The sequence below is a fragment of the Rhodopirellula sp. J20-39 genome (genome assembly GCF_057365095.1).
The window spans coordinates 405,588-426,343 of sequence record NZ_CP195123.1 but is presented as its reverse complement, the minus strand read 5'-3'; the positions used below and the strand labels follow the sequence as shown (position 1 = coordinate 426,343).

15 protein-coding genes are annotated in these 20,756 nt (G+C 54.6%); 5 read left to right on the top strand and 10 right to left on the bottom strand.

Annotated elements, in window-relative coordinates:
* Positions 1-75 precede the first annotated feature (75 nt).
* The 8 genes from ACR3ZL_RS01400 to ACR3ZL_RS01365 form a co-directional block, all read right to left on the bottom strand.
* Positions 76-1,395, bottom strand: coding sequence for a M14 family metallopeptidase (locus ACR3ZL_RS01400; protein WP_473649669.1), 1,320 nt, complete (start codon positions 1,393-1,395; stop codon positions 76-78).
* Between the two features lie 299 nt (positions 1,396-1,694).
* The gene (locus tag ACR3ZL_RS01395; RefSeq protein ID WP_473649670.1) at positions 1,695-3,074 is read right to left on the bottom strand and encodes a dihydroorotase; all 1,380 of its coding nucleotides are present in this window, start codon (positions 3,072-3,074) and stop codon (positions 1,695-1,697) included.
* Between the two features lie 38 nt (positions 3,075-3,112).
* Positions 3,113-4,207: a prephenate dehydratase gene (pheA, locus tag ACR3ZL_RS01390; protein WP_473649671.1), complete on the bottom strand. Its 1,095-nt coding sequence runs from the start codon at positions 4,205-4,207 to the stop codon at positions 3,113-3,115.
* A 16-nt stretch (positions 4,208-4,223) separates the two neighbouring features.
* Positions 4,224-5,171 carry a prenyltransferase/squalene oxidase repeat-containing protein gene (locus ACR3ZL_RS01385; RefSeq protein WP_473649672.1) on the bottom strand — a complete coding sequence of 316 codons (948 nt, stop codon included), beginning with the start codon at positions 5,169-5,171 and terminating at the stop codon, positions 4,224-4,226.
* A gap of 1 nt (position 5,172) precedes the next feature.
* Positions 5,173-6,861 (bottom strand): flagellar hook-associated protein FlgK, encoded by a 1,689-nt coding sequence (gene flgK / locus ACR3ZL_RS01380; protein ID WP_473649673.1) that lies wholly within the window; start codon positions 6,859-6,861, stop codon positions 5,173-5,175.
* Between the two features lie 148 nt (positions 6,862-7,009).
* Positions 7,010-7,357: a P-II family nitrogen regulator gene (locus tag ACR3ZL_RS01375; protein WP_283431380.1), complete on the bottom strand. Its 348-nt coding sequence runs from the start codon at positions 7,355-7,357 to the stop codon at positions 7,010-7,012.
* 474 nt (positions 7,358-7,831) lie between these two features.
* Complete coding sequence (locus tag ACR3ZL_RS01370) at positions 7,832-9,223, bottom strand: ammonium transporter (RefSeq protein WP_473653435.1); 1,392 nt, start codon at positions 9,221-9,223, stop codon at positions 7,832-7,834.
* Between the two features lie 589 nt (positions 9,224-9,812).
* On the bottom strand, positions 9,813-11,357 hold the full coding sequence (locus ACR3ZL_RS01365; protein WP_473649674.1) for an MFS transporter: 1,545 nt from the start codon (positions 11,355-11,357) through the stop codon (positions 9,813-9,815).
* Positions 11,358-12,001: 644 nt separating this feature from the next.
* On the opposite strand from ACR3ZL_RS01365, the gene ACR3ZL_RS01360 reads away from it, so the two are divergent.
* The 5 genes from ACR3ZL_RS01360 to ACR3ZL_RS01340 all read left to right on the top strand — a co-directional run bounded on the left by ACR3ZL_RS01360 (position 12,002) and on the right by ACR3ZL_RS01340 (position 17,680).
* Complete coding sequence (locus tag ACR3ZL_RS01360; RefSeq protein ID WP_473649675.1) at positions 12,002-12,367, top strand: SHOCT domain-containing protein; 366 nt, start codon at positions 12,002-12,004, stop codon at positions 12,365-12,367.
* 403 nt (positions 12,368-12,770) lie between these two features.
* Complete coding sequence (clpX, locus tag ACR3ZL_RS01355) at positions 12,771-14,051, top strand: ATP-dependent Clp protease ATP-binding subunit ClpX (RefSeq protein ID WP_473649676.1); 1,281 nt, start codon at positions 12,771-12,773, stop codon at positions 14,049-14,051.
* Positions 14,052-14,318: 267 nt separating this feature from the next.
* A complete protein-coding gene (locus ACR3ZL_RS01350; protein ID WP_473649677.1) occupies positions 14,319-14,966 on the top strand; it encodes a sigma-70 family RNA polymerase sigma factor in 648 nt (215 codons plus the stop codon).
* Positions 14,963-17,275 (top strand): serine/threonine-protein kinase, encoded by a 2,313-nt coding sequence (locus tag ACR3ZL_RS01345; protein ID WP_473649678.1) that lies wholly within the window; start codon positions 14,963-14,965, stop codon positions 17,273-17,275. The genes ACR3ZL_RS01350 and ACR3ZL_RS01345 overlap by 4 nt, the downstream gene beginning before the upstream one ends.
* 18 nt (positions 17,276-17,293) lie before the next feature.
* Positions 17,294-17,680: a hypothetical protein gene (locus ACR3ZL_RS01340; RefSeq protein WP_473649679.1), complete on the top strand. Its 387-nt coding sequence runs from the start codon at positions 17,294-17,296 to the stop codon at positions 17,678-17,680.
* A gap of 67 nt (positions 17,681-17,747) precedes the next feature.
* Here ACR3ZL_RS01340 and ACR3ZL_RS01335 read toward each other — a convergent pair whose 3' ends face one another.
* Complete coding sequence (locus ACR3ZL_RS01335) at positions 17,748-19,754, bottom strand: hypothetical protein (protein WP_473649680.1); 2,007 nt, start codon at positions 19,752-19,754, stop codon at positions 17,748-17,750.
* A 223-nt stretch (positions 19,755-19,977) separates the two neighbouring features.
* On the bottom strand, positions 19,978-20,721 hold the full coding sequence (locus ACR3ZL_RS01330) for a hypothetical protein (RefSeq protein WP_473649681.1): 744 nt from the start codon (positions 20,719-20,721) through the stop codon (positions 19,978-19,980).
* Between the last annotated feature and the right edge of the window lie 35 nt (positions 20,722-20,756).

The window sequence follows — 20,756 nt, the reverse complement described above, 5'->3', positions numbered from 1 at the left end:
CGCCCGATGCAGCTAAGCCACACGGCAAGTCGTAGGGCCCCACAAGCTTCCAGATCAAGACTTCACGAACTTCATCTAACGCTGGATGATCTCTTCCGTTCCCGATACCAAACGGATCTCTGGGACATTCGGTGGAGTGGCTGGGGGAGTGCGTTTGGATGGCAACTCCAACAACAACTTCATCATCTCTTCCGCTGCACCGCTGGCGACTTGCTTAATCATTCCGCGATCGGTTTCATCGCCGAATTCATAAGTCACCGCGGTCACGCCCAAGGTCCGATCTACCCAAGCTTTGCTCGTGCTACGATGGGCGTTGTGGTTGTCGTCGACGTTGACGCGGTAACCGGGAAATCGATCCTGAATGGATGCGAACCAGGTTTTCGTGAAGCCAACCGGAAAGATCCGAGGATTATGGGCAGGGATGTAAAACACATCGTCATAGGTGCTGTGAAAATCGACGAACAAGCACAAGCGATCTTCGCCTGCTCTTCGGCATTCTAGCAATTGATCTCGCACCGCTTGCGTTTCAGGTTGGGTGAAATGAGACCAGTCGCGGTTCAGGTCCACGCCGTTAGCGTTGCATCGCCAATGCCCATGGTGCACTCCATCGGGGTTCACTGTCGGAACAACCACAGCGGCAAAGCGACTGCGAAATTGTTTTGCAAGATCAGACTGACTGGCCAGCATATCGACAAAGTGCAGCATCCCGATGGCTCCCGTTACCTCGGGAGGATGCTGGCGAGCGACTAGAAAAATGTAGTCGGGATCCGCGCTTTCGGTAATTGTTAATTGCTCCATCGAGCGACCTTGAACCGAGCGTCCAATCTCTTTTCGGTCGACATATGGCAGACGCGTTAGATCAGACGACCATTGTGACACTTCGTCGGTGGACAACAGTTCTTGGCCTGCGATCCAAAGTGGTTTGCGGTCGACGTCGACGCGTAGCTCGACATCTTTGAGTGTGTTGCTGGTGCTGGAGATTAGCTCCGTCGCCGCTTCCCAGTTCTCGCCGTCGCGGCTGACCTTAGGTTCGTAACGGTGCGAACCGTTGACATAGTGCAGCAACAAACGAATCTGTTTCGGCTGAGTCGATTGAACACGGAATGCGTACCACGCACTGTCGTTGATCGGATCGGATTCGGGGGCGATTGTAATCGCAAACGTGTCGGTGCCGACCTGCTCGCACTGACTCATTCGACCACCCGGAAAATCGCTAGTGATGACTACACGACCATCGTGGCTACGAAAGTCGGCGTCACCTCGATGAAGACGCGACTCCGCTTGCACCGAATCGAGGCCAGGGCCAACAGCCCAAAACGCGGCAAAGCCAAGCGCCAGAGTTACAAGGTGATTCTGAAAGAGATCACGACGAAGTAATCGCAAAGGGGATTTCATGCTGGGCACTCCTTGCCAGTGTCTGTCAATCCTTAGATCGTTGGATCCCATTCGCCGGGCGGCGTGGAGCCAACAATCAACCAACCACGGCGGGGCCAGCCGATGCGACTGGATAGGGTTGGTATGAAGGTCAATCGCCCAAAATCACCACCCCATCGGGGCAGCAAATTTACTGGACGAATCAGCAGCACTTTAAAATCGCGGGCCAGTTCGTGGCAAGATCAATTGCCCCCTGCAATTCCCGCGTCTGATATGAGTTCCCGGCCAAAAAGGGCCAGAAAAGCCCTGTCTTTCTCTCGCTATTGTTGCGGTCCGATGCCAGTTTCGGTGGCCCAAAAACCGCCGCGAGAATGATCAAATCGCGGCTTCGTCCCACGAATCGACTCATCAAACCCAGCCTCAGCAGACCAGACCGTCTTTCCGGCTAGCAATGTCATGACGGGCCATCCCGTCAAACTCTCGCCATGCCACGGACTCCAGTTCGTTTTGGTGTGCTGGCGACCATCTTGGATCGTTCGCGTTTCGTTCAAATTGACGAGAATCAAGTCGGCATCGTACCCATCGGCAATGCGACCCTTGCCGGTGATCCCCCAAACTCGAGCCGGTGCATCGCTCATCCAGTGAGCGACCTGCTGAATTTTTGCTTTACCCTGATGCACTTGATTCAACATCAATGCCAAGGAATTCTCCACCGCTGGCAAACCAGACGGACTGGCTGGATATGGCTGCGATTTTTCTTCCAGTGTATGTGGCGCGTGGTCGGTAGCGATAACCTGGATCACGTCGTCACACAAAGCTTTCCATAATCCCGCGTTGTCATCGCTTGTCTTGATCGATGGATTCATTTGAATCCGGCTGCCCAAACGTGCGTAGTCGTCGACATTGAAAAACAAGTGATGAGGGCAAACTTCAGCCGTCAGGTAAGGAGCTGGATCTTGGAGAAAGACCAGTTCCGCGGCTGTTGATACATGCAAGACATGAAAGCGATGTTTATGCCGAACTGCCAGTTCCGTTGCCCGCTTCGTCGCGATCATCGCCGCTTCTTCGTTCCGAATTCGGGAGTGATCGTGGATGTCGCTAGTCGGTGATAGTCGTTGCGTGTTCGCTTGGACGGTCGTTTCATCTTCGCAATGTGCGCAGATCGGCAGAGTGGTTTCTGCGAAGATCCGTTCCAAAGCAGCTTGTTCGTCCACCAGCAAGTTTCCAGTACTGCTACCAATGAAGATTTTGATTCCCGGAACATTATCAGCCTGATTCAGTTCGTCGACATTGTCAGGCGTCGCACCAATGTAGAAGCCATAATTGACGAGCGACTTCGCGGCACCCAACCGGTCTTTTTCCCGCACACCTTCCGCCGTGACCGCAGCCGGTTTGGTGTTAGGCATTTCCAGAAATGTGGTGACACCGCCAGCGGCGCAAGCATGACTCGCCGTCGACAAGTCTTCTTTATGCGTTAGCCCAGGGTCACGAAAATGAACTTGGTCATCAATCACGCCAGGAAGCAAATGCAAACCTTCCGCTTCGATCACTCGGTCGGCACTTGCCGTTTCGGACGCATCGCAGTCGATGATCTTGCCGTCGGCGATCAAGACATTCTGCTTCGCGATTGTTCCAGAAGCGGATGCAATTCCATCACCAGGAAAAACGACTTGAGCATTGCGAATTAAAGTGCGTGACATGTGAGACCTTGTTGTTTATCAATCAATTACGAATTCAATTAGACCTTTCGGCCACACGCATAACTACCCAACACGCGGACGTGACGAATCTCTTTGGCGAGTGTTTCGATTGCTCCCGCAACCGCCGGATCATCGCGGTGCCCGGGGAACTCAACCACAAAGAAGTACTCGTTGGGCTTACCGGGTTCGGGGAACGATTCGATCCAAGTGAGGTTAAGTCGATGCTCTTTAAAGGTGCCCATCACATCGGCGAGTGCGCCCGGCCGATGCTCTACTTGAAACAAGAGCGTTGTTTTGTCGTTCCCAGTCGGTGGCGGATTCTTAGATCCCAAAATCGCAAATCGCGTAACGTTTTCTTTATTGTCTTCGATTGACGCCTCAACGACGTTCAATCCATACCGTGTTGCGGCGGGCAGGCTGGCGATGGCCGCGATGCCAGCGGTCTTGGATGCCGCCTCAGCTGCGGCGGCCGTGGACGCGGTTTCCACCAGACTGGCGGTAGGCAGATGATCGGCCAGCCAACGTCGGCACTGCGATAACGCTTGCGGCTTGCTATGCACTTCCGTAATCGACTCGCGTGCCCCCGATGAAAGCAAGTTGTGATGGATCGACATCAGCACTTCACCGGTCAGATTCACGTCACCGCCGGCCAGCTTGCCGAGGGTATCCACAACGCGGCCGTCAGTACTGTTTTCAATCGGCACCACACCGAAATCGCAGCCTCCTTCATCACCCAACCGGGCAGCGGCAACAGATTCAAAGACGGCACCGATCGACGACACGGGCGACAAGGCAATGGCGTCACCAAAGTAGGCGAGCGTCGCCAAGTGACTGTAACTGTCGACCGGACCTAGGAAGGCGACTCGTGAAGGTCGAGCGGCTTGGTAACAAGCCGACACAATATGCCGCAGAATCTCTTTTTGGCTCGCCGCGGATAACGTTCGGCGATCGCGTGACTCCGATCTACCGTCGCTGGGAACTCGCAATTCCGCTTGATTGATCGCTGACGGTAGACTGGCCCCCGGATCATCTTTAATGATTCCAGCTACCGTTTGACATCGTTGATTGAGCAACTCGAGGATACGTCGGTCAAGCTTGTCGAGCGAATGGTCGGGCTCGGAGGCATGCGTCATAGGACGACTTTCTTCACTAAGATGAGGTGGATGACGTATCGACGGTTTGGATCATCGCCGAGGCAGCCAAACCGTAGAACGTGTATTCAACGTCAGCGGTTTGATCGAGTGCGAAACCGACAAAACCGCCGGTCGGACTTTCCATGGACTTCGCATAAGCGGCTAGCTTCGGCAACGATATTTGGTCCGCTGCCTGAAGGTCCAACAGTGTCGTCAATCCGGTAAAGCTACTCAACAGGTCAGCAAACGGGATTCGCGTGTTCGCGGTCAGCCCTCCCTCGTCGGTTTGCATTTCTGACAGAAACTCGATCGTGTCGAACTGGTCAGCCGGATCTAGAAGGCCGAGCGTTTTCAGAGTTCCGATCGCTGCCGCAGTGGGGTTCACGCCGGCTCGTTTGGCAATCCGAATTTCCAGGTAGCCACCGTCGGGGTGTCGCTGAGAATCCAGAAATTCCACAATCCGTTCGGGCTGGGGAACTTCGACTTCGATCAACTCAAAACACAGCACTGAAAGAAACGTTTGGTAGGTGCTGCCCGCTCGTCCTTCGGGCGTCTTGGCAAAGCCCCCATCGTCACAACGAAGCGTTGACAACAGGTCAGCGACGTTATTTCGCCAGCGGGTGTCGGCGTCATCGATAACAACTTCACCCACCGCCATCTCCAGAATCGCGGCTCCGAAAATCAGCGAAATCAGGTCGATGATGGAGTCGCGCTGAGTGAGCCGTTGTCGCAGGAAGCGTCCCGCCGAACTCGCGATGGATTCGTCGAGTTCACCGAGTATCCACAGTGAACGCAGGGCAAACGCGGTGTAATACGGATCACTTTCACCTTCGCGTCCAGCGAAACCACCGTCGTCGCGTTGGCAACCGCGAACCCACTGGGCGTGCCTTAGTCGCATGGCCGGATCAAGCTGCGTTGCACCGAGGGCAAGGCGAATGGTGAGGTCTTGCAGATAGCCGGTCAAATCACAGTGCCATTAAGATATCCAGCATCTCCGTTGCTGTTGAAATCACTCGAGAAGAAGCCTGGAAGGCTCGCTGATAGGCTATCAGCTTAATCGATTCCTCATCGATGTTGACCCCGGTAATCGCCAAGTGCTGGCTCCGCAGGGTTTCATAGAAATTCCCCAGTCCTTCCGTGGCACTGGACTGCAAACTGGCTTCACGCCCCAGTTTGGAGAGCATGTTTTCGTACAATCCGGTGACCGATCGCCCGTCGAGCTTCTCGTCGGGAGCATCGATGAGGTCGAGCATGTTGTAGAGCGTGTTCGTATCCTGACCGATACCACCGCTGGAAATGGCCAGCATGTCGATGTCATTCTTGATCACTGGATTAACCGCGATGTCTTTCGCGGAAGTTCCAACGAAGAAGGTATTGATGCCCGCGGAGGCCAGGAAGCCGCTCGTGTCTTCACCGAAAGTAAACTTTGCCGTTGGCGAGTCGCTTTCGATACGAAGCCGTCCGTCGCCGCTAACTGATGCCGTGATTCCCTCAATCTGATTAATCTCGGCGGCGATTGAGTTGACCGTCGAGTCACCCAATTCGTTCAGGTTGCGAACCGTGATCCGGTTCGACGAGATCAGTTCGCCGTCGTTGTCGACTAGATTAATGTCGAAACTACCGTTGCCTGGTTCAAACGGTAAACCAGCGGAAGAAATAGGAACGCCTGGCTCGCTCGCATAGGTGCTCTCCAGCGATTCGAATCCATCTCGCCCCTGGCCCTGTGAGTGCACTTCGTTGATCCGGCGGATCAATTGTGTCGCCATTTGGTCAATGCCGTCGATGTAGTCACCGAAGACGCCGCTGCGTGCTTCCATGGCGGCCCCAAGTTTGCCGCCTTTGACCGGCAATGCCGCATTCGTTTCTTGGATACGAACTTCGATTCCACCAGCGGACTCATCGTAGGCCGCGTAAACTTCACGGTGGTTGCTGTTATTGACTAGGTAGTCACCGCCAACGAACACCGAAACGTTTCCCGTTTCCTGTTCTTGCCAGTTAATGTTGACGTATCCAGCGAGTTCCTCCAACGCGAGATAGCGTTGGTCGCGAAGTCCGGTCGCATCACTCCCGAGCGCCCGGCCGCCTTCGATTGTCGCGATATCCAAATTGAGTTCAGCAATCCGCTCAGTCAGGCGATTGATTTGGGTCGCCATATCGGACAGTTCCCCATTCCAACTGTCCTGCATTTCGCCGGCCTTGTTTCGTGCCGATTGAAGGCTTGTGGCCAAGCTTTCACCCTGAATGATGACGAACTCTCGCATCGCCGAGTCATTGGGCTGCGTCGAAAGATCATGCAGAGCGTTGTTGAACAGCGAGAACTGCTCATTCAGCCCGCCACCGGTCAGATCCGCCGTTAGCTCTTCCAGTTGGTTGTAAGCCGACTGCAATGCCTGGGCACCTTCGACCTCTGTTTTCGCGTTGAACATCCGTTCGGCGAGCGCCTGGTCGATCACCTGGGTAACGCCGGTCGGACGCACGCCCTGGCCCAGGATCAGTCCACCCAGGCGAAACGCGGTCGCCGGTGTCTGCTCTAGACGCTCTCGAATGTAGCCTTCGGTATTGGCATTGGCGATATTGTTGCCAACGACCTGCAAACCGACCTGGGCAACATTAAGCGCACCAGCGGATTGTTGAATTGTTCCAAAGAGGCCCATGGATCGGCTCGGTAGGCGATGACAAAGAGCTTGCTTGTCGACGCGACACAGCAATCCCCTTCCGTTATCGGCCCCTATAACCGTTAAACTTCACTCGTTCCGAAGTATCCGACGAGATGGTTTTACATCAAAAGCAAGCCCGCGGACTCTAGATCGCTTCGCCGCCGCGTTCACCGGTCCGGATTCGAACGCAATCGTCCATCGGCAGCACGAAGATCTTGCCGTCGCCGACTTCACCCTGATCGCTGCTGCGGCCGCCTTCCAGAATGGCATCAATCGTCGGCTGTACGAATTCCTCGTTCACACCGATTTGAAGTTGGACCTTTCGCAGGAGATTCACGCCGTAGTCTCGACCGCGAATGCTGCTAGTTTGACCGCGTTGCCGCCCAAAACCCTGGCAATCGACTACCGTCAGCCGGTGGACCTCGACTCGGGTGAGCGCCTCTTTGACGGCATCAAGCCGAGAAGGTTGGATAATGGCAATGATCAGTTTCATCGGTAAATCGCAATTCCGCTCAAATGGCTCGCCTGGAAAAACTTCGGAAGCGACCGTTGCACGCTCGGGGACTTCATCGTTGAGGATTCGGTCACACGTTGCTCGGATCGAGTTACGATCCGTTCCGAGTGTCAATCAAGAGGTGGCCGCCTCCCGTTTCGACTGGGCAGAATACCCGATACCACCACCATTACAAAGATGCGGTCGGGTCGTCGCCAGATTCGGCGTCGCCGGGATTTTTTTAAATAAAACCCCGACCCGCGAGGAGTGAGGCGGACACTCAACACGGGCCATTGGGGCCTTCTTCTGGCCCAGGCAAGAGCCGAGAAGATCGTTGCCCGCAATGGGCGGGCGAATTCTTACCTCGCGGCTGCAACGCCACCGGACGTGTAACGGACGTCCGATGGCGAAGCCGCGTTGGGTAGCTTGTTAGATCAAGTCAGCCGGAGCTGACTCGACCGTGCCATTGGGCGATCAGGCGATTGAACCGCCGGTGATCGCGTCGGAAGGATAAGCGTGCATTCCGTGCTCGCTGATATCCAATCCGGCTTGTTCTTCTTCAGCACTGACTCGCAGCATTCCGACAGCCTTGAGTGCGGCGAAGACAATCGACATGGTGACGAATGCCCAAGCACAGATCGAAGCGGTGCCGATTGCTTGAGGAACGAATCCTTCGAACATGCCATAGTGCGTGTTCGGGAAGATTCCCATCGCCATGCAGCCCCAAACTCCACACACTCCGTGGACAGGGAAAGCACCCACTGGATCGTCAATCTTAAGCTTGTCTAGGACAACGATGCTCATCACGACCAACGCACCGGCGATACCACCGACAACGATCGACATCGAGTTGCTGAAAGCGTCACAGCAGGCTGTGATTCCGACCAAACCGCCCAGTGCACCGTTCAGGCTCATGGTCAAATCTGGCTTACCGAACAGTCCCCAACCGACGAAGGTTGCGATGAAGGCACCTGCTGCAGCAGCAAGTGTGGTGTTAACAGCGATCATGACAGTTGCGTCGATGTCCCCAGTGCCTTGGAAAGCCAATTGGCTACCTGGGTTGAATCCGTACCACCCCACCCACAGGATGAACACACCCAGTGCAGCGAAAGCGACGTTGTGACCAGGAAGCGGCACGCTCTTGCCATCGGCGGTGTATCGTCCCAAACGAGGGCCGAGGAAAATCGCACCAGCTAGACCAGCGAAACCACCCACAGCATGAACCACTGCGGAACCAGCAAAGTCTTGGAAGCCCAAGTCAGCGAGCCAGCCGCCGCCCCACTTCCAGTAACCGCTGATTGGATAGATCAAACCGGTCAAAAGAGCACTATAGATCAAGTATGCGTTGAACTTCATACGACCGGCGACAGCACCGGAAACAATCGTTGCGGCAGTCGCAGCGAACACAGCCTGGAAGAACCAGTCAGCTTGTGGCGAGAAAGTACGACCGGGGTCATCCGAGGTGTAAATTCCTGAACCACCGAAGGCGAAATACTTGCTAACCGAAGCAGCGTCGTCTTCGCTCATGTAAGAGGTCGGATACATCAAGCCGAAGCCGATGAAGAAGAACAACAGGGCCCCTACGGAAAGGTCCATGATGTTCTTAGCAAGAATGTTGACCGTGTTCTTCGCGCTGTTGAGACCAACCTCAACCATCGCGAATCCGGCCTGCATAAACAAGACGAGGACAGCACAGAGGAACAGCACCGCGTTATCCAACGCGTAGCCAACACCCAAGTCGGCTGGCTCTTCCTCGACTACCTCGGCTACAGCACCCGCGTCGGCGACCTCAACGGACTCCGCCGCAACATCGGGCTCTTCCTGAGCCGAAGCTACCGACGCGAGTGATGCACCGATCCCCATCATCCCCACAAGGAGAGCCATCACTAGCCAAGACGAGCGGAACCGCGTCCACGTGAATCCTGGCGTTTGCCCAATAGGGGCCATTAAACTTCGAAGCATTGAGTAAGTCCTTCTCAAAAGACGGTTGTAGTGCCGATCTGTGCGGCCTCGCTCTGTGACGCGACGACCTACCTAAACACATCCGGTCAACTCACAACGTGCTTCCTTCGTTTCAACGTCCAACTCCTGCCCGGGCCATCCGTAATCGCTCGTGAGTGGTCTGCTGACTCTTTTGGAAGCAAGCTGTTTCGAAGGGACCCACTTAGCATGAGCAGTGCCAAAGTCAAAAACGGCTTCTGAAAAGATTCCGTAAACAGCTACAGGCAAACAACTTAAGTTTTTGTTTTTATTTTCCGTTTGTAGCGATCGGGATTTTCGACAGCGAGCATGCCTAAATCATTCGCACGATTTGCCTGTGATTGAGGCATCGCAGCCTAGTGGCGAAGTTGCTTGCGCTTCCGTACCGGACACCCACTAGTGCGCAAGCTGAACTACATGATCACAGATTACTGCGATGACACTAATAACCAGCAGCGGAACGCGCTGAAGTCCGCTACGACAGTTCGGAAGTCGCTAGCTGTGACTCTTGGGCAGGATCAAGTCGATAGAAGATCGCTACCGGCAAAAAGAGAATCGCCATCGCTGCAAAGACCGAGCTTCGGGGCCACCCGCCCGCTACGATCAAACGGTCCAAGCCAAAATAGACCGCCCCGGATAACACAATCGCGAAGAAATTAGCCTGATTCATCACCGCAATCATTCGTCCCTTCAGCTCTTCGGGAGGTCTTGCCTGCAAGAAAACCTGAATAGGAATCGCGAAAAACGCCGCCGACGCGCCCAACAGCATTAGAACCGGGACACTTCCCCAATACCCCAGTAAGTGCCCACCACCGACAGCACCTTCGGGTGCCGGCAACGTGATCGACATCAGAACACACAACCCTACGGTGCCCCACATTCCAATTTGGACCACCATGTTGTCCGAGGCCTTGCGACTAAGCTGACCGGCGATGAAACCTCCGATCGCGATTCCAACACTGATCAAGGAGACCATCAGACTGGTCCAAGTATCCGTCAGTCCAAGCTGGACTTTGCCTAACGAGTTGACCGCCTGGATGGTCAGTCCCGCGATCAACCAAAACACGCACGACGCCAACAACGCGAACAAGAGTGGCCGATCTCGCTTCAGCAGCGAACGAACTTCTCGCGGGACAGCCACGTTTTCGGCCTTCAGCTTCAATGTCGGCTCGGCGGCGGGCAAACGGACAATCCATAGACTCGTCAGGGTGCCGACGATCGCGATCCCGACACAGACCAATGATCCGATCCATAATCCCGAGGCCGCTTCCAATTGAGGCACATCTGCCGGAACGATGGCGTCCTTCAGCGGTCCAGCGACCGCCGTCCCGATGATGATTGCCACAAAGGTGGTCATCAACACGAGTCCGTTGGCGCGATTGAGTTCAGCCCGCGGCAGCATTTCTGGCAAAATCCCGTACTTCCCCGGGCCAAAAAACGTGCTCTGCAATCCCATCAAGAACAGCACGATCCACAATCCGGTGAACCCAATCCAAGGCGTTGCCAAGAACGCGAACAACCCTAACGCCATGACCACAATCTCGGCCAACTTACTGAACACGATAATCGTTCGCTTGCTCAACCGGTCCGCCAGATATCCTGCCAGGCCGCCAAAGATGACAAAGGGGATGCCGAACACAATCGTGGCCAGTCCCTGCAGGTCCGCACCTTTCTCGGGTGGCGATTCCGGTGTCCCCGGTTGATCTGAACCGATATCAGCCGGGTTGGCCTGCGGCGTTTTTACGGAACCTTGGGTCTGCTCCACTGCGACACTAACAGATTCACCAACCTTGGCGGACTCAGCCACCCCGTTGATCGCGACCGCTGCGGTGGGAATTGCCAACAACAACATCAGTTGCTTGAACAGATTGTCGTTAAATGCCCCAAAAAACTGCGTCGCCAGGAAACCGACGAACGCCGAATGAGAAAGGCGATCGACGGGAGCGGGAGGTGGGTTGGACATGGCCGATTCAGGTTGTGATTGATTAGGGAGAACAACAAATGAGGAACCGAACCTCATCAAACACGGGTTACCCCGCCAGATGGGAAGCCATCTCCGTCAAACCAGAAACCGCCAACTCATCAAGCCGCCTCAAAGATCAGGAAGCGGAGATCCTAAACGAGGGGTGACATGACCGACCAGAGCCCGCCTCATCGGACCGGTTGCGGCGTCGTTTTACCAAACCACGGATTCTACCCGCCACAACGATTCACAATGTCTCGGCTGTCCCCACACCTCAATCCATATGCCCTGATCCATATGCTCTAAGTAGCCGCTGGTACGAGGCGGTCTGGCGGATCAACCTTCCTTAGCGAAATCGTTCCTAACGCTCAAACGCTGGGAATTTCGTGTTCTCGGCGTACTCGCGGCAGGCATTTCAGCGGCCGGAAGGCGTTCCGGAGACGATCCGAGCGGCTTTAGCGGGTCCAAGCCGCTGGAAAGCAGGCGAATCGGAATCAGCGTGAAACAGGAAAGTCCCTGATTTGCGGAGAAAAATTGGTGGACCGAGTCTCCTCGACACGCCTATCATGGACATGTGCCCCGACGAGCCTGGCCTGTGGCGGATCGGAGCACACGATTGCTCCTCAAAGACTCATATCCTCAACCTGGGTTGCGTGCCACTGGATCGCCGCCAACCTTCCGATGACAGCCTGTAATCGATTATGACTAATTTGTTTGCAACTCCGGCAATGCAGCTTGGACTTGCCTTAACGATCCTAGTCGTCGTGATTGCTATCGCATTTTGGCTGTTGGGAAGATTGCGCGACTACAACAGTCAGGCCCAGCCGGGACCGCTTGAGGGGCTATCAAACCTGGAAGAAATGCTTCGCAAAGGTGACATTAGCGAAGAGGAATTCCGAACAATACAAGCATCGGCCCGTGCTCAACTCGTGTCGTCCGTTTCCACCAAGACCCAAAACACTCACTCCAACGTTTCAAGCCCGAGCAAATCGGACACGAACGCCAGCGAGTCAGTGAGCCCGGTCAGCGGTGAAGACTCTGACACAAATCCGAGCACGACGTCGTGACCAATCCAGTCGGTGGTTCGCCCTCCCAAGTAGATGATTGAGAGTTCTTGAGAAATCGGGAATTTGCAATCGGGCATACCCATCACCGACAACGCCCTAAACCATTACCAAACCACGAGTGGCTCGAGCTTTGAGGACAAGGATGTTCCTCCGGCAGAAGCCATCGCGGAGTCAGTCTTGTAGGACTGCCCCCGCGATGATTCCACTGGAAAGCATTCGAGTCGTGGCCTGAACCGTTCGATGTGTCGAGTTCCTGTTACATGGAACCAGACAATCGGTAGTCAACGCGAACAAAATCGCCGATCGGATCTCCCTTCCGACCGGTCGACGAAGTTCATGAGAGTCGTTGATCACCAATTGCTGGAATCAAGTGATAGGGACTTCTATAAGTAAGGAGTCGTGTATGCCCACTAAGGAATCTTCGAACTCTCGCCGCGGCGGCGCGGCGACTAAGAAGAATGCATTCTGTAGTTTTTGCCGCAAGAGTTATCGTGATGTCGGCCCGTTGGTCGAAGGTCCCGGTGACGTTTATATCTGTGCTGAGTGCATCGATCTTTGTCAGTCCATTTTGGATCAAGAACAAAAACGACGTGGTCCTTCGAAGTCGTTGTTCAGTGATATCCCCGCACCGCGGACAATCGTTGAACACCTCGACAACTATGTGATTGGCCAAGTGCCCGCCAAGCGTGTGCTGGCTGTGGCTGTCCACAATCACTACAAACGACTTAGTAGTGGCTTTGAAGGCAACGGCGAAGTCGAAATTGAAAAGAGCAACATTCTGCTCGCCGGTCCAACCGGTAGCGGTAAAACTCTGCTCGCTCGTTCGCTAGCTCGCATGCTGAATGTGCCTTTCGCTATTGGTGATGCAACCACATTGACCGAAGCCGGCTATGTCGGTGAAGACGTCGAGAATCTGTTGCTGAAGCTTCTGCATGCAGCCGACTTCGATGTTGAAGCAGCTCAACGCGGAATCCTTTACATCGACGAAGTCGACAAGATCGGCCGCACCAACGGAAACGTTTCGATTACCCGCGACGTGTCCGGCGAAGGTGTCCAGCAGAGCTTGTTGAAGATGCTGGAAGGCACCGTTGCCAACGTTCCTCCACAAGGCGGACGGAAGCACCCAGAGCAACAGTACATCCAGATGGACACAAGTAACATCTTGTTCATCTGTGGCGGAACGTTCGTCGGTATCGAAGAAATCATCCGCCGCCGCTTGGGTCACCGTACCCTCGGATTCGGCGAAGGTTCGTCGATGCGAAACGACCAAAGTCAGTCGGATCTGCTGGCCCAACTGCAAACCGAAGACATCCTGAAGTTCGGTTTGATTCCTGAGTTGGTTGGTCGGATGCCTGTGGTGACCTACCTGCAACCACTGGACAAAGACGGTTTGATTCAAGTGCTTACCGAGCCGAAGAACTCGCTCGTCAAGCAGTACAAAGCGTTGTTTGCGATGGAAAATTGCGAATTGAACTTCACCGACGGTGCACTTGATGCCATCGCCGAAAAGGCAATCAGCAAGGGCGTCGGTGCTCGTGGACTTCGCGGGATCATGGAAGAAGTGATGCTGGACATCATGTACGACCTTCCCGATCAAGAGGATGGCCGCGTTTACTCGATCGACGAAACAATCGTTTCGGGATCGCGTCAGCTATTCCAAATGCCAACGACCAAGAGTGCTTAGTCACTCGAAGTCGATTAGAGTTTAGGGCTTGTCAACCCTTCGCCGGAAGTCGGACCCGGCGAAGGGTTTTTTCGTGCGCTCACTGGTCGCAGTTTAAAATTTTGCGTCCCCAAAAGCGGACTCGACTGGTTTGGCCCCTAGCCGGATGCACCGAAAACCAAGCCGAGTTCTCACCTTCTGTCTGCGCCGATTGAGCAACTCTTTTGGTATGATGAGGCAACTTCCAGGTTTGGAAGAATACCGACCTCCTTTCGCTGCTAGATCTCCGTGCAATCTGATTGTGGCCATTCCAGCTCAACGACGGCTTTGGTTGTCGCCTCTAAAGGAGGTGATAACGAAGCTCTCGGTTTTTTGTTGCTGCGATACCGGGGCTATCTGCTCATGCTGGCCCATCGTTTTTTATCCGAACAGCTCCGGCGGAGAATTGACCCGGCCGATGTGGTCCAGGTGACGTTCCTGGAAGCGAAACGAGACCTGCATGCGTTTCGTGGGGAAACACCGGCGGAATTTGCCGGTTGGCTTCGAGGCATGTTGAAGAACAACGTCGCCTCAGCACTCTCGCACCACGTGATGACCCAAAAGCGGAGCACAAAGAAGGAGGTGCATGCCGGCGGCGGCGAGGGGGATGCTTCGTCACGCCAAAACTGGATCGCGCAGCTACCCGGCGGAAAGACCAGCCCCAGCGGGATTGCAGTTCGCGAAGAAGCGGTGTTGGCGATGATGAACGCGTTGCACGAATTGCCAGAAACACAGGCCGAGGCGATTCGCTTGCGGTACATGGAAGGCTTACCGCTGAAGGAAATTGTTGAGCGGATGGGCAAAAGCGAAACCGCCGTCGCCGGCCTATTGAAGCGTGGGCTTAAGAAGATGCGTGCTCTTTTGGATACTGACAGCAACCCATGGTGTTCTCCGTGAGCGAGCAACCCAAAGATCCCGTTGGCGATTCCTTTGCTAACCAAGAGCCCAACAACAACCCCGAAGCGGAGTTAGACTCCGAACTCGATCACGCCTTTGCACTTTACCTGAGTGCTTGCGATACCGGTGAACTCGAATCTCGAGAAGACTTTCTGAAACAGTTCCCGAGCATTTCGGGACAACTCAGGGAACTGATGGAAGCAGCCGATCTGATCGGCAACTTCACGGCAACCCGAAACGCATCGACGGGGCAATTGTCTGACGGCTCATCACCCTTCGATCCCACACCGCTGGGAGCTTCCGCAAGGGAAACGCCACCGGGCGGGTTCGACACGATTGCGTTGAACGAAATGGGGTCCAATGAATCGGCTGGCGACTTTTCCGAGATGGATCCTCATGCCACATTACCCGTCGCAAACCGACCGTCGGGGGATACCGGCCCTTCGCTTCCATTTGAAATGGAAGATTACACGTTGTTAAAGGTTCTCGGTGTAGGCGGCATGGGTGTCGTCTATCTTGCCAAGCAACGGGATTTGGAACGACTGGTCGCGGTCAAAATGATCCGCAGCGGTATTTTGGCTGGCAAAGAAGAGGTCAAGCGGTTCTACACCGAAGCGAAGGCAGCCGCACGACTGCGTCACCCGAACATTGTCGCGGTCCATCAATTCGGCCGCCGAGCCGGACACCACTTCTTTTCGATGCAGTACATCGAAGGCCAGGACCTACACAAGGCTCTTAAGTCCGGGCCTCTATCACCTCGACGTTCCGCTGAAATCGTACGTGATGTTGCCCGTGCGATTCATCATGCACATAGCCGTGGCGTGCTTCACCGGGACCTGAAGCCCGGAAACGTGTTGATCGACGCTCATGACCAAGTGCACGTTACCGACTTCGGACTCGCCAAACATGTTGACGCCGATAGCAGCCTGACCGGAACCGGCGAAGCCGTGGGAACGCCACACTACATGGCTCCCGAGCAAGCCGTTGGCAACAGTGAACATGCCACCGCCGCAACCGACATCTATTCGCTGGGCGCAGTCTTGTTTGCCGCTGCGTCGGGACGTCCGCCGTTAGTTGGCGATACGATCATGCAAACGCTGATGAAGGTCGCTCACCATCCCGCTCCGACCCTTCGCTCGGTCCGCCCGGAAGTGGACGCGGACTTGAGTGCAATCGTCGAAAAATGCTTACAAAAAGAACCGAAGCGGCGTTATAGCTCCGCTTCCGCTTTAGCCGACGACCTAGATCGATACCTCGGCGGCGACCCCATCGCAGCCCGTTCGATGGGCCCCATCGGTCGATCGATTCAGTGGTCCAAACAGATCCCCGTAGTGGCCGCTCTAGCAGGACGGCATGCTGCGGATGCACCGATCAGTCAGCGGCGATTACAAACCGCGATGATCGTCATGCTGTTCCTGATTCCCTTTGGACTATTGAGCGGAGCGTGGTTGCAGCATCGATCGGCATCCGCAATGCCCCGCACGATCCGGATCGCAGGCGGGTTACCAGGCGGTCTGTACACCTCGGTCACTGAGCGAATCGGCAAACGGATTACAAAACTGACCAATGTTGATTGCCAAGTCGATTCAACCGGTGGGACCTGGGACAATCGAGAACGATTACTCACAGGGCAAGTTCACCTCGCCCCTCTGCAAGCTTCCGCAGTTGGCGGCGAAGAACTAGCAGTTGTCGCGCCGTTGTTCTACGAAGCGGTGCACTTGTTGACTCGCCATGGCGGTCCAGTGACTTCGGTTAATGATATGAAGGGTCATTCAATCGCGGTTGGTCCGGAAGGCAGTGGATCCCGACGGGCCGCGGAGTTGGTTTTGAACTCGCTGCGGCTCGATGAAGATGCCTGTCCACGAGTCTCTTTAAATTGGTCCGAGTTGAGTGAAGCGTCATCGGGCGACGAAGATGTTTCTCTGCTGCCTTCGGTGGCTATTGTTTGTGTAGGCGAGGGAAGCGATCTGGTGCGTAGCTTACTTGCCGATCAGGCTTGGGACCTCATTTCTCTTACGGGCAGCGTTTCGATTTCGCTTCAGCATCCAACCTTACGGCCAATGACGCTCTCGCCGTCAACTTATCCCGCTGCCAATCTGCCCGAAACTGGAATCGAGACCGTAGGCACGACGGCCTTCCTGGTCACCCGCCATGATGCCCCTGACTCATTGATTGAAGCGACTTTAACATCGCTCTATCAAGAACCACTGATCACCGAACTGATCCCTGCCGAGCGAGCCGCTGAATGGCAAGGTCTCGCATTCCATCGTGCGGCGAGAACCTACTTCGATACGGTATCTAACCCGTAATCAACTCGTGACACCAAAATGTTCTACACGGGCGGATTGCTTCCTGGTGGACAGTACCCACTACCACGTGACTACGATCTCGATGTCATCGGTGCCATGTCCGTCGCCGGAACTGGACTCGGCGGCACGACTCAACAAGGCGGTGGCGGTGGTGCAGCAGGTGCACTCCTAGGTGGCGGCTTCGGTGGCGCCACACCAACACAGCTTTACGTCATGCGTAAAGGCCCATGCGGTCAAGAGTTCACCATCGCGGTCGACCTGAAAAAGGCGTACAACAGCCCGGGTGAGAAGATTCTCGTTCAACCCGGTGACACGCTGATCCTGCGATACAAGCCACGCGAAGAAGCACTCAACTTCCGCATGGTCGCGTTCTTCAATTACGGTATTCGCGAACTGTTCAACTAGTCGATTCGAATTCAACTTAATCTGAATCCGACAGCAGGCTCGTTTAGGCGAGTCTGCTGTTTTTCTTTTAGCGAACTGCGATTGAGATCCAGCCATTGGTTAGATCGATCGCCTTGATCTCGACTCGCTTCCCAGCTAACGCCGGCATGGCGACTGTTGTGGGGATCTGTAACTCACGATGCAAAAGTTCCTGGGGGAACAGACGATCGAAGCTCTCTTCGATATTGGCTTTGATCGCAGTTTGCGAGATCGTTAAACGACGTGACCCGGAAAAGGATAAAACCACATCTGGATCTCGCACCAGCCACATCGTTTGGTCGGGACCAATGACCGGGCGATAGGTTGCTGATACGTCGATAGGTCGCTTGAGCTCTCGCTCACCTTGGGAAAACCGTGTTCCCCGAATTCCCAATTTCAACGCTTGGCCATCGGCTTCGACATAGATCGGTCGAAAGTTAGCGAAGTCGATCTCAAAAGGATCCTGGTCGCTAGGCCTCTCGCCGAGATCGACTCCGAGCACTGCAGCAATTCGATCAATTCTCTGCCTTGTGTAGGTTTCACCGGCAAGCAACTTGCCTAACGTTGTATCAATTAACGACTGATGAATTTGCACCGTTGCTGAATAGGTACCGGGTACCACTCCGCCCGATACCGACGAAAACAGCCCAGCCAACGCAGGTGGTGTCGTGGATGTCGAGAAGCCGAGTGGACGTTGCATCTTAGCTCGCACAAAGACGGCTTGCTCAGTCGAACCAATCGTTCGCGTTAACGGCGGGAAGTCCAAACGCTGCAACCATGGTCGCATGATCGCATCCACATCCGGAAAGTCTCGCGTTGCCGCCTCTGCGGTTTCTTCGTCGAACCCGTTCAAGACACGTTGTTGAAGCCGGCTACGTGAAATGCGTTCCGCTTCCGGTTTGGACTCCTGAGCTTTACGCATCGCGATCTTTCGCACGATCTTCAAAGGATGGTTGATCCGACGAATTCGAGACGAAAGATCTGCGGTGGCGATCGTTTGTCCCAAAACAATGCCTTTTTCAGTAATCGCTATTTGTCGAGCGGCATAGACCGGACCTGCTGCGGTCGAATCCAATGTGATCGGTTTTCGAAAACCACGTGTTGAGGTCGTGAACTGTCCATCCATCCGTAGCAGCAATCGAACATAACCCTCTTGCGGTAAAAGTTGCCCTGTCACGTTCCCATCGACCTGAGCATGTCCAAGCAATCGTGTTCCCAAGATGCAATCATTGACATCGTTGGGATTACTAACTGGGCGAGCTATCCCCTGAGTAACAACCGAACCATCGACCCATGCATACAAATTGGGCTGGCTGAATCGAGAACGAACATCAGCCAACAATTGGCTCGCTTGTCCCACATTCGCCAAGCCTTCCAATAGCGTCTCAACCTTCGCGAGTTTTTCTGTATCCCAGTCTTTCCAAGTAGGACTTGGATTGCCGTCCTTTGACTCCGGAGCTAATAGATCCTGCAGTCCATCCAACTGTCGCTGAACCAACTGAAGACCACGCTTAGGGTCCGAGTAACGCAGAGCGGTGATGTATTGATCGAGCGTTACCCGCAATCGACGCATCACCGACAATTCAAGACCACGCTCGACTCCTCTCATTTGCGACCGTAGTGCAACCGCGGCACGGCCACGTGTGGCAATGGAATCCTGTTCGGCCACCGCCGTCTTCAATGGATCAAGATTGAGATACCGCATCCAAGCGGCATAGTTTTCGGGACTAGCAGATCGTTGAAAATACGCCTCCGTCTCCGCGATCGAGTCCAGCAACAATTGTTCTGCACTTGGCAAATCAGGCAGCTGCTTGGGATCCAACTGCTCTTCGATCCGCTTTAGTTCCGCCAGCCAGTTACCTACATCAACCGTCTTAGAATCCGGAAGCGGCTCATAAAGGTCGTGTGCGACATAGGAATCGAATTGCCCCAGAGAATGCCCCGGTGAAGACGACACCTCATACGATTGCCCGCGAACAACCGACGACTGCGTGATTGCCCACGACAGTGACACACAGAAGAAAAGCGAGAGCTGGAATAGCCGGGAGCGTGACATGGGATCCTGCATTCGGAACGAGACATCAAGACCTCATATACTACCTATCTCTCCACGGAAAGCATTCCCTCTCTGCTTTGTTCAGCCTGAATTCTGTCGCCAGAATCCTTCCAAACCCCCTCGCGTGGGTACACTACACGATTTCACGACAACAGAAATCGATTCAGCCGCCCATTAAACTTGCACTCCACTGGCTGCGGTCTGCTGGCCTCCGCGTAGTGTCCTAGCGGATCGCAATGGCGGTCTGAAGCGGCCGCAACACGGAATCGACCAGATACTGGTCAACTAACTCATTACACAGTTTCGCGAGCCGATCAAACTCCGACGCGTAGTCTTCGTCGACACCCAAAGAGTCATAACGACGAACCATCAAGTACACACTCAATGGCTCTTCGGTGTACTCACCCGACCGCACTTGAAACGCCGTCGTTCTCGTTTCAAAACTAATCCGGCACTGCGTGCGGCAGTCGTCATCAATGGAAAATTGGATCGCGGGTTCGTTCGAGAGCATTTTGCCGTAAGGCAAATTGACGAACTTCTCCAGACCGGGTGCTACGCCAATCGCTTCATGAAGGATCTCGTTATGATTGCCTTTGCAAGAAAAATCGAAACCGAGCATCACGCTTAGTGATTCACAATCCAGCGGGCTAATCGACAACTCGTACGGTACCAGCTCCAAGATGGCTCGGTGTTGTTCGCACGCGTCCTGAAAACTATCTGGGTTCACCAAACCACTATTAAGCCGTTTCGGCTCGGTGGAAATCCAGCGGTAGGATCCGCCGTCCTTCTCTTCTTCTAAAACGAACTCGTCTTTCTCTCGACAATAGAAGTTCGACATCGTCGGATAGCGACGTCGAACCTGTTCGAAATAGTGCAGCACTGACTCACGGCCTTGGGGCAATTCCATTTCCGTGGACAGATTCATATTCACGTAGTATTCGTCACCGAAAACACCGTAGTCGCTCATGAGGTTATGCCTGTTAAAGGTGTCATTGGATGTTT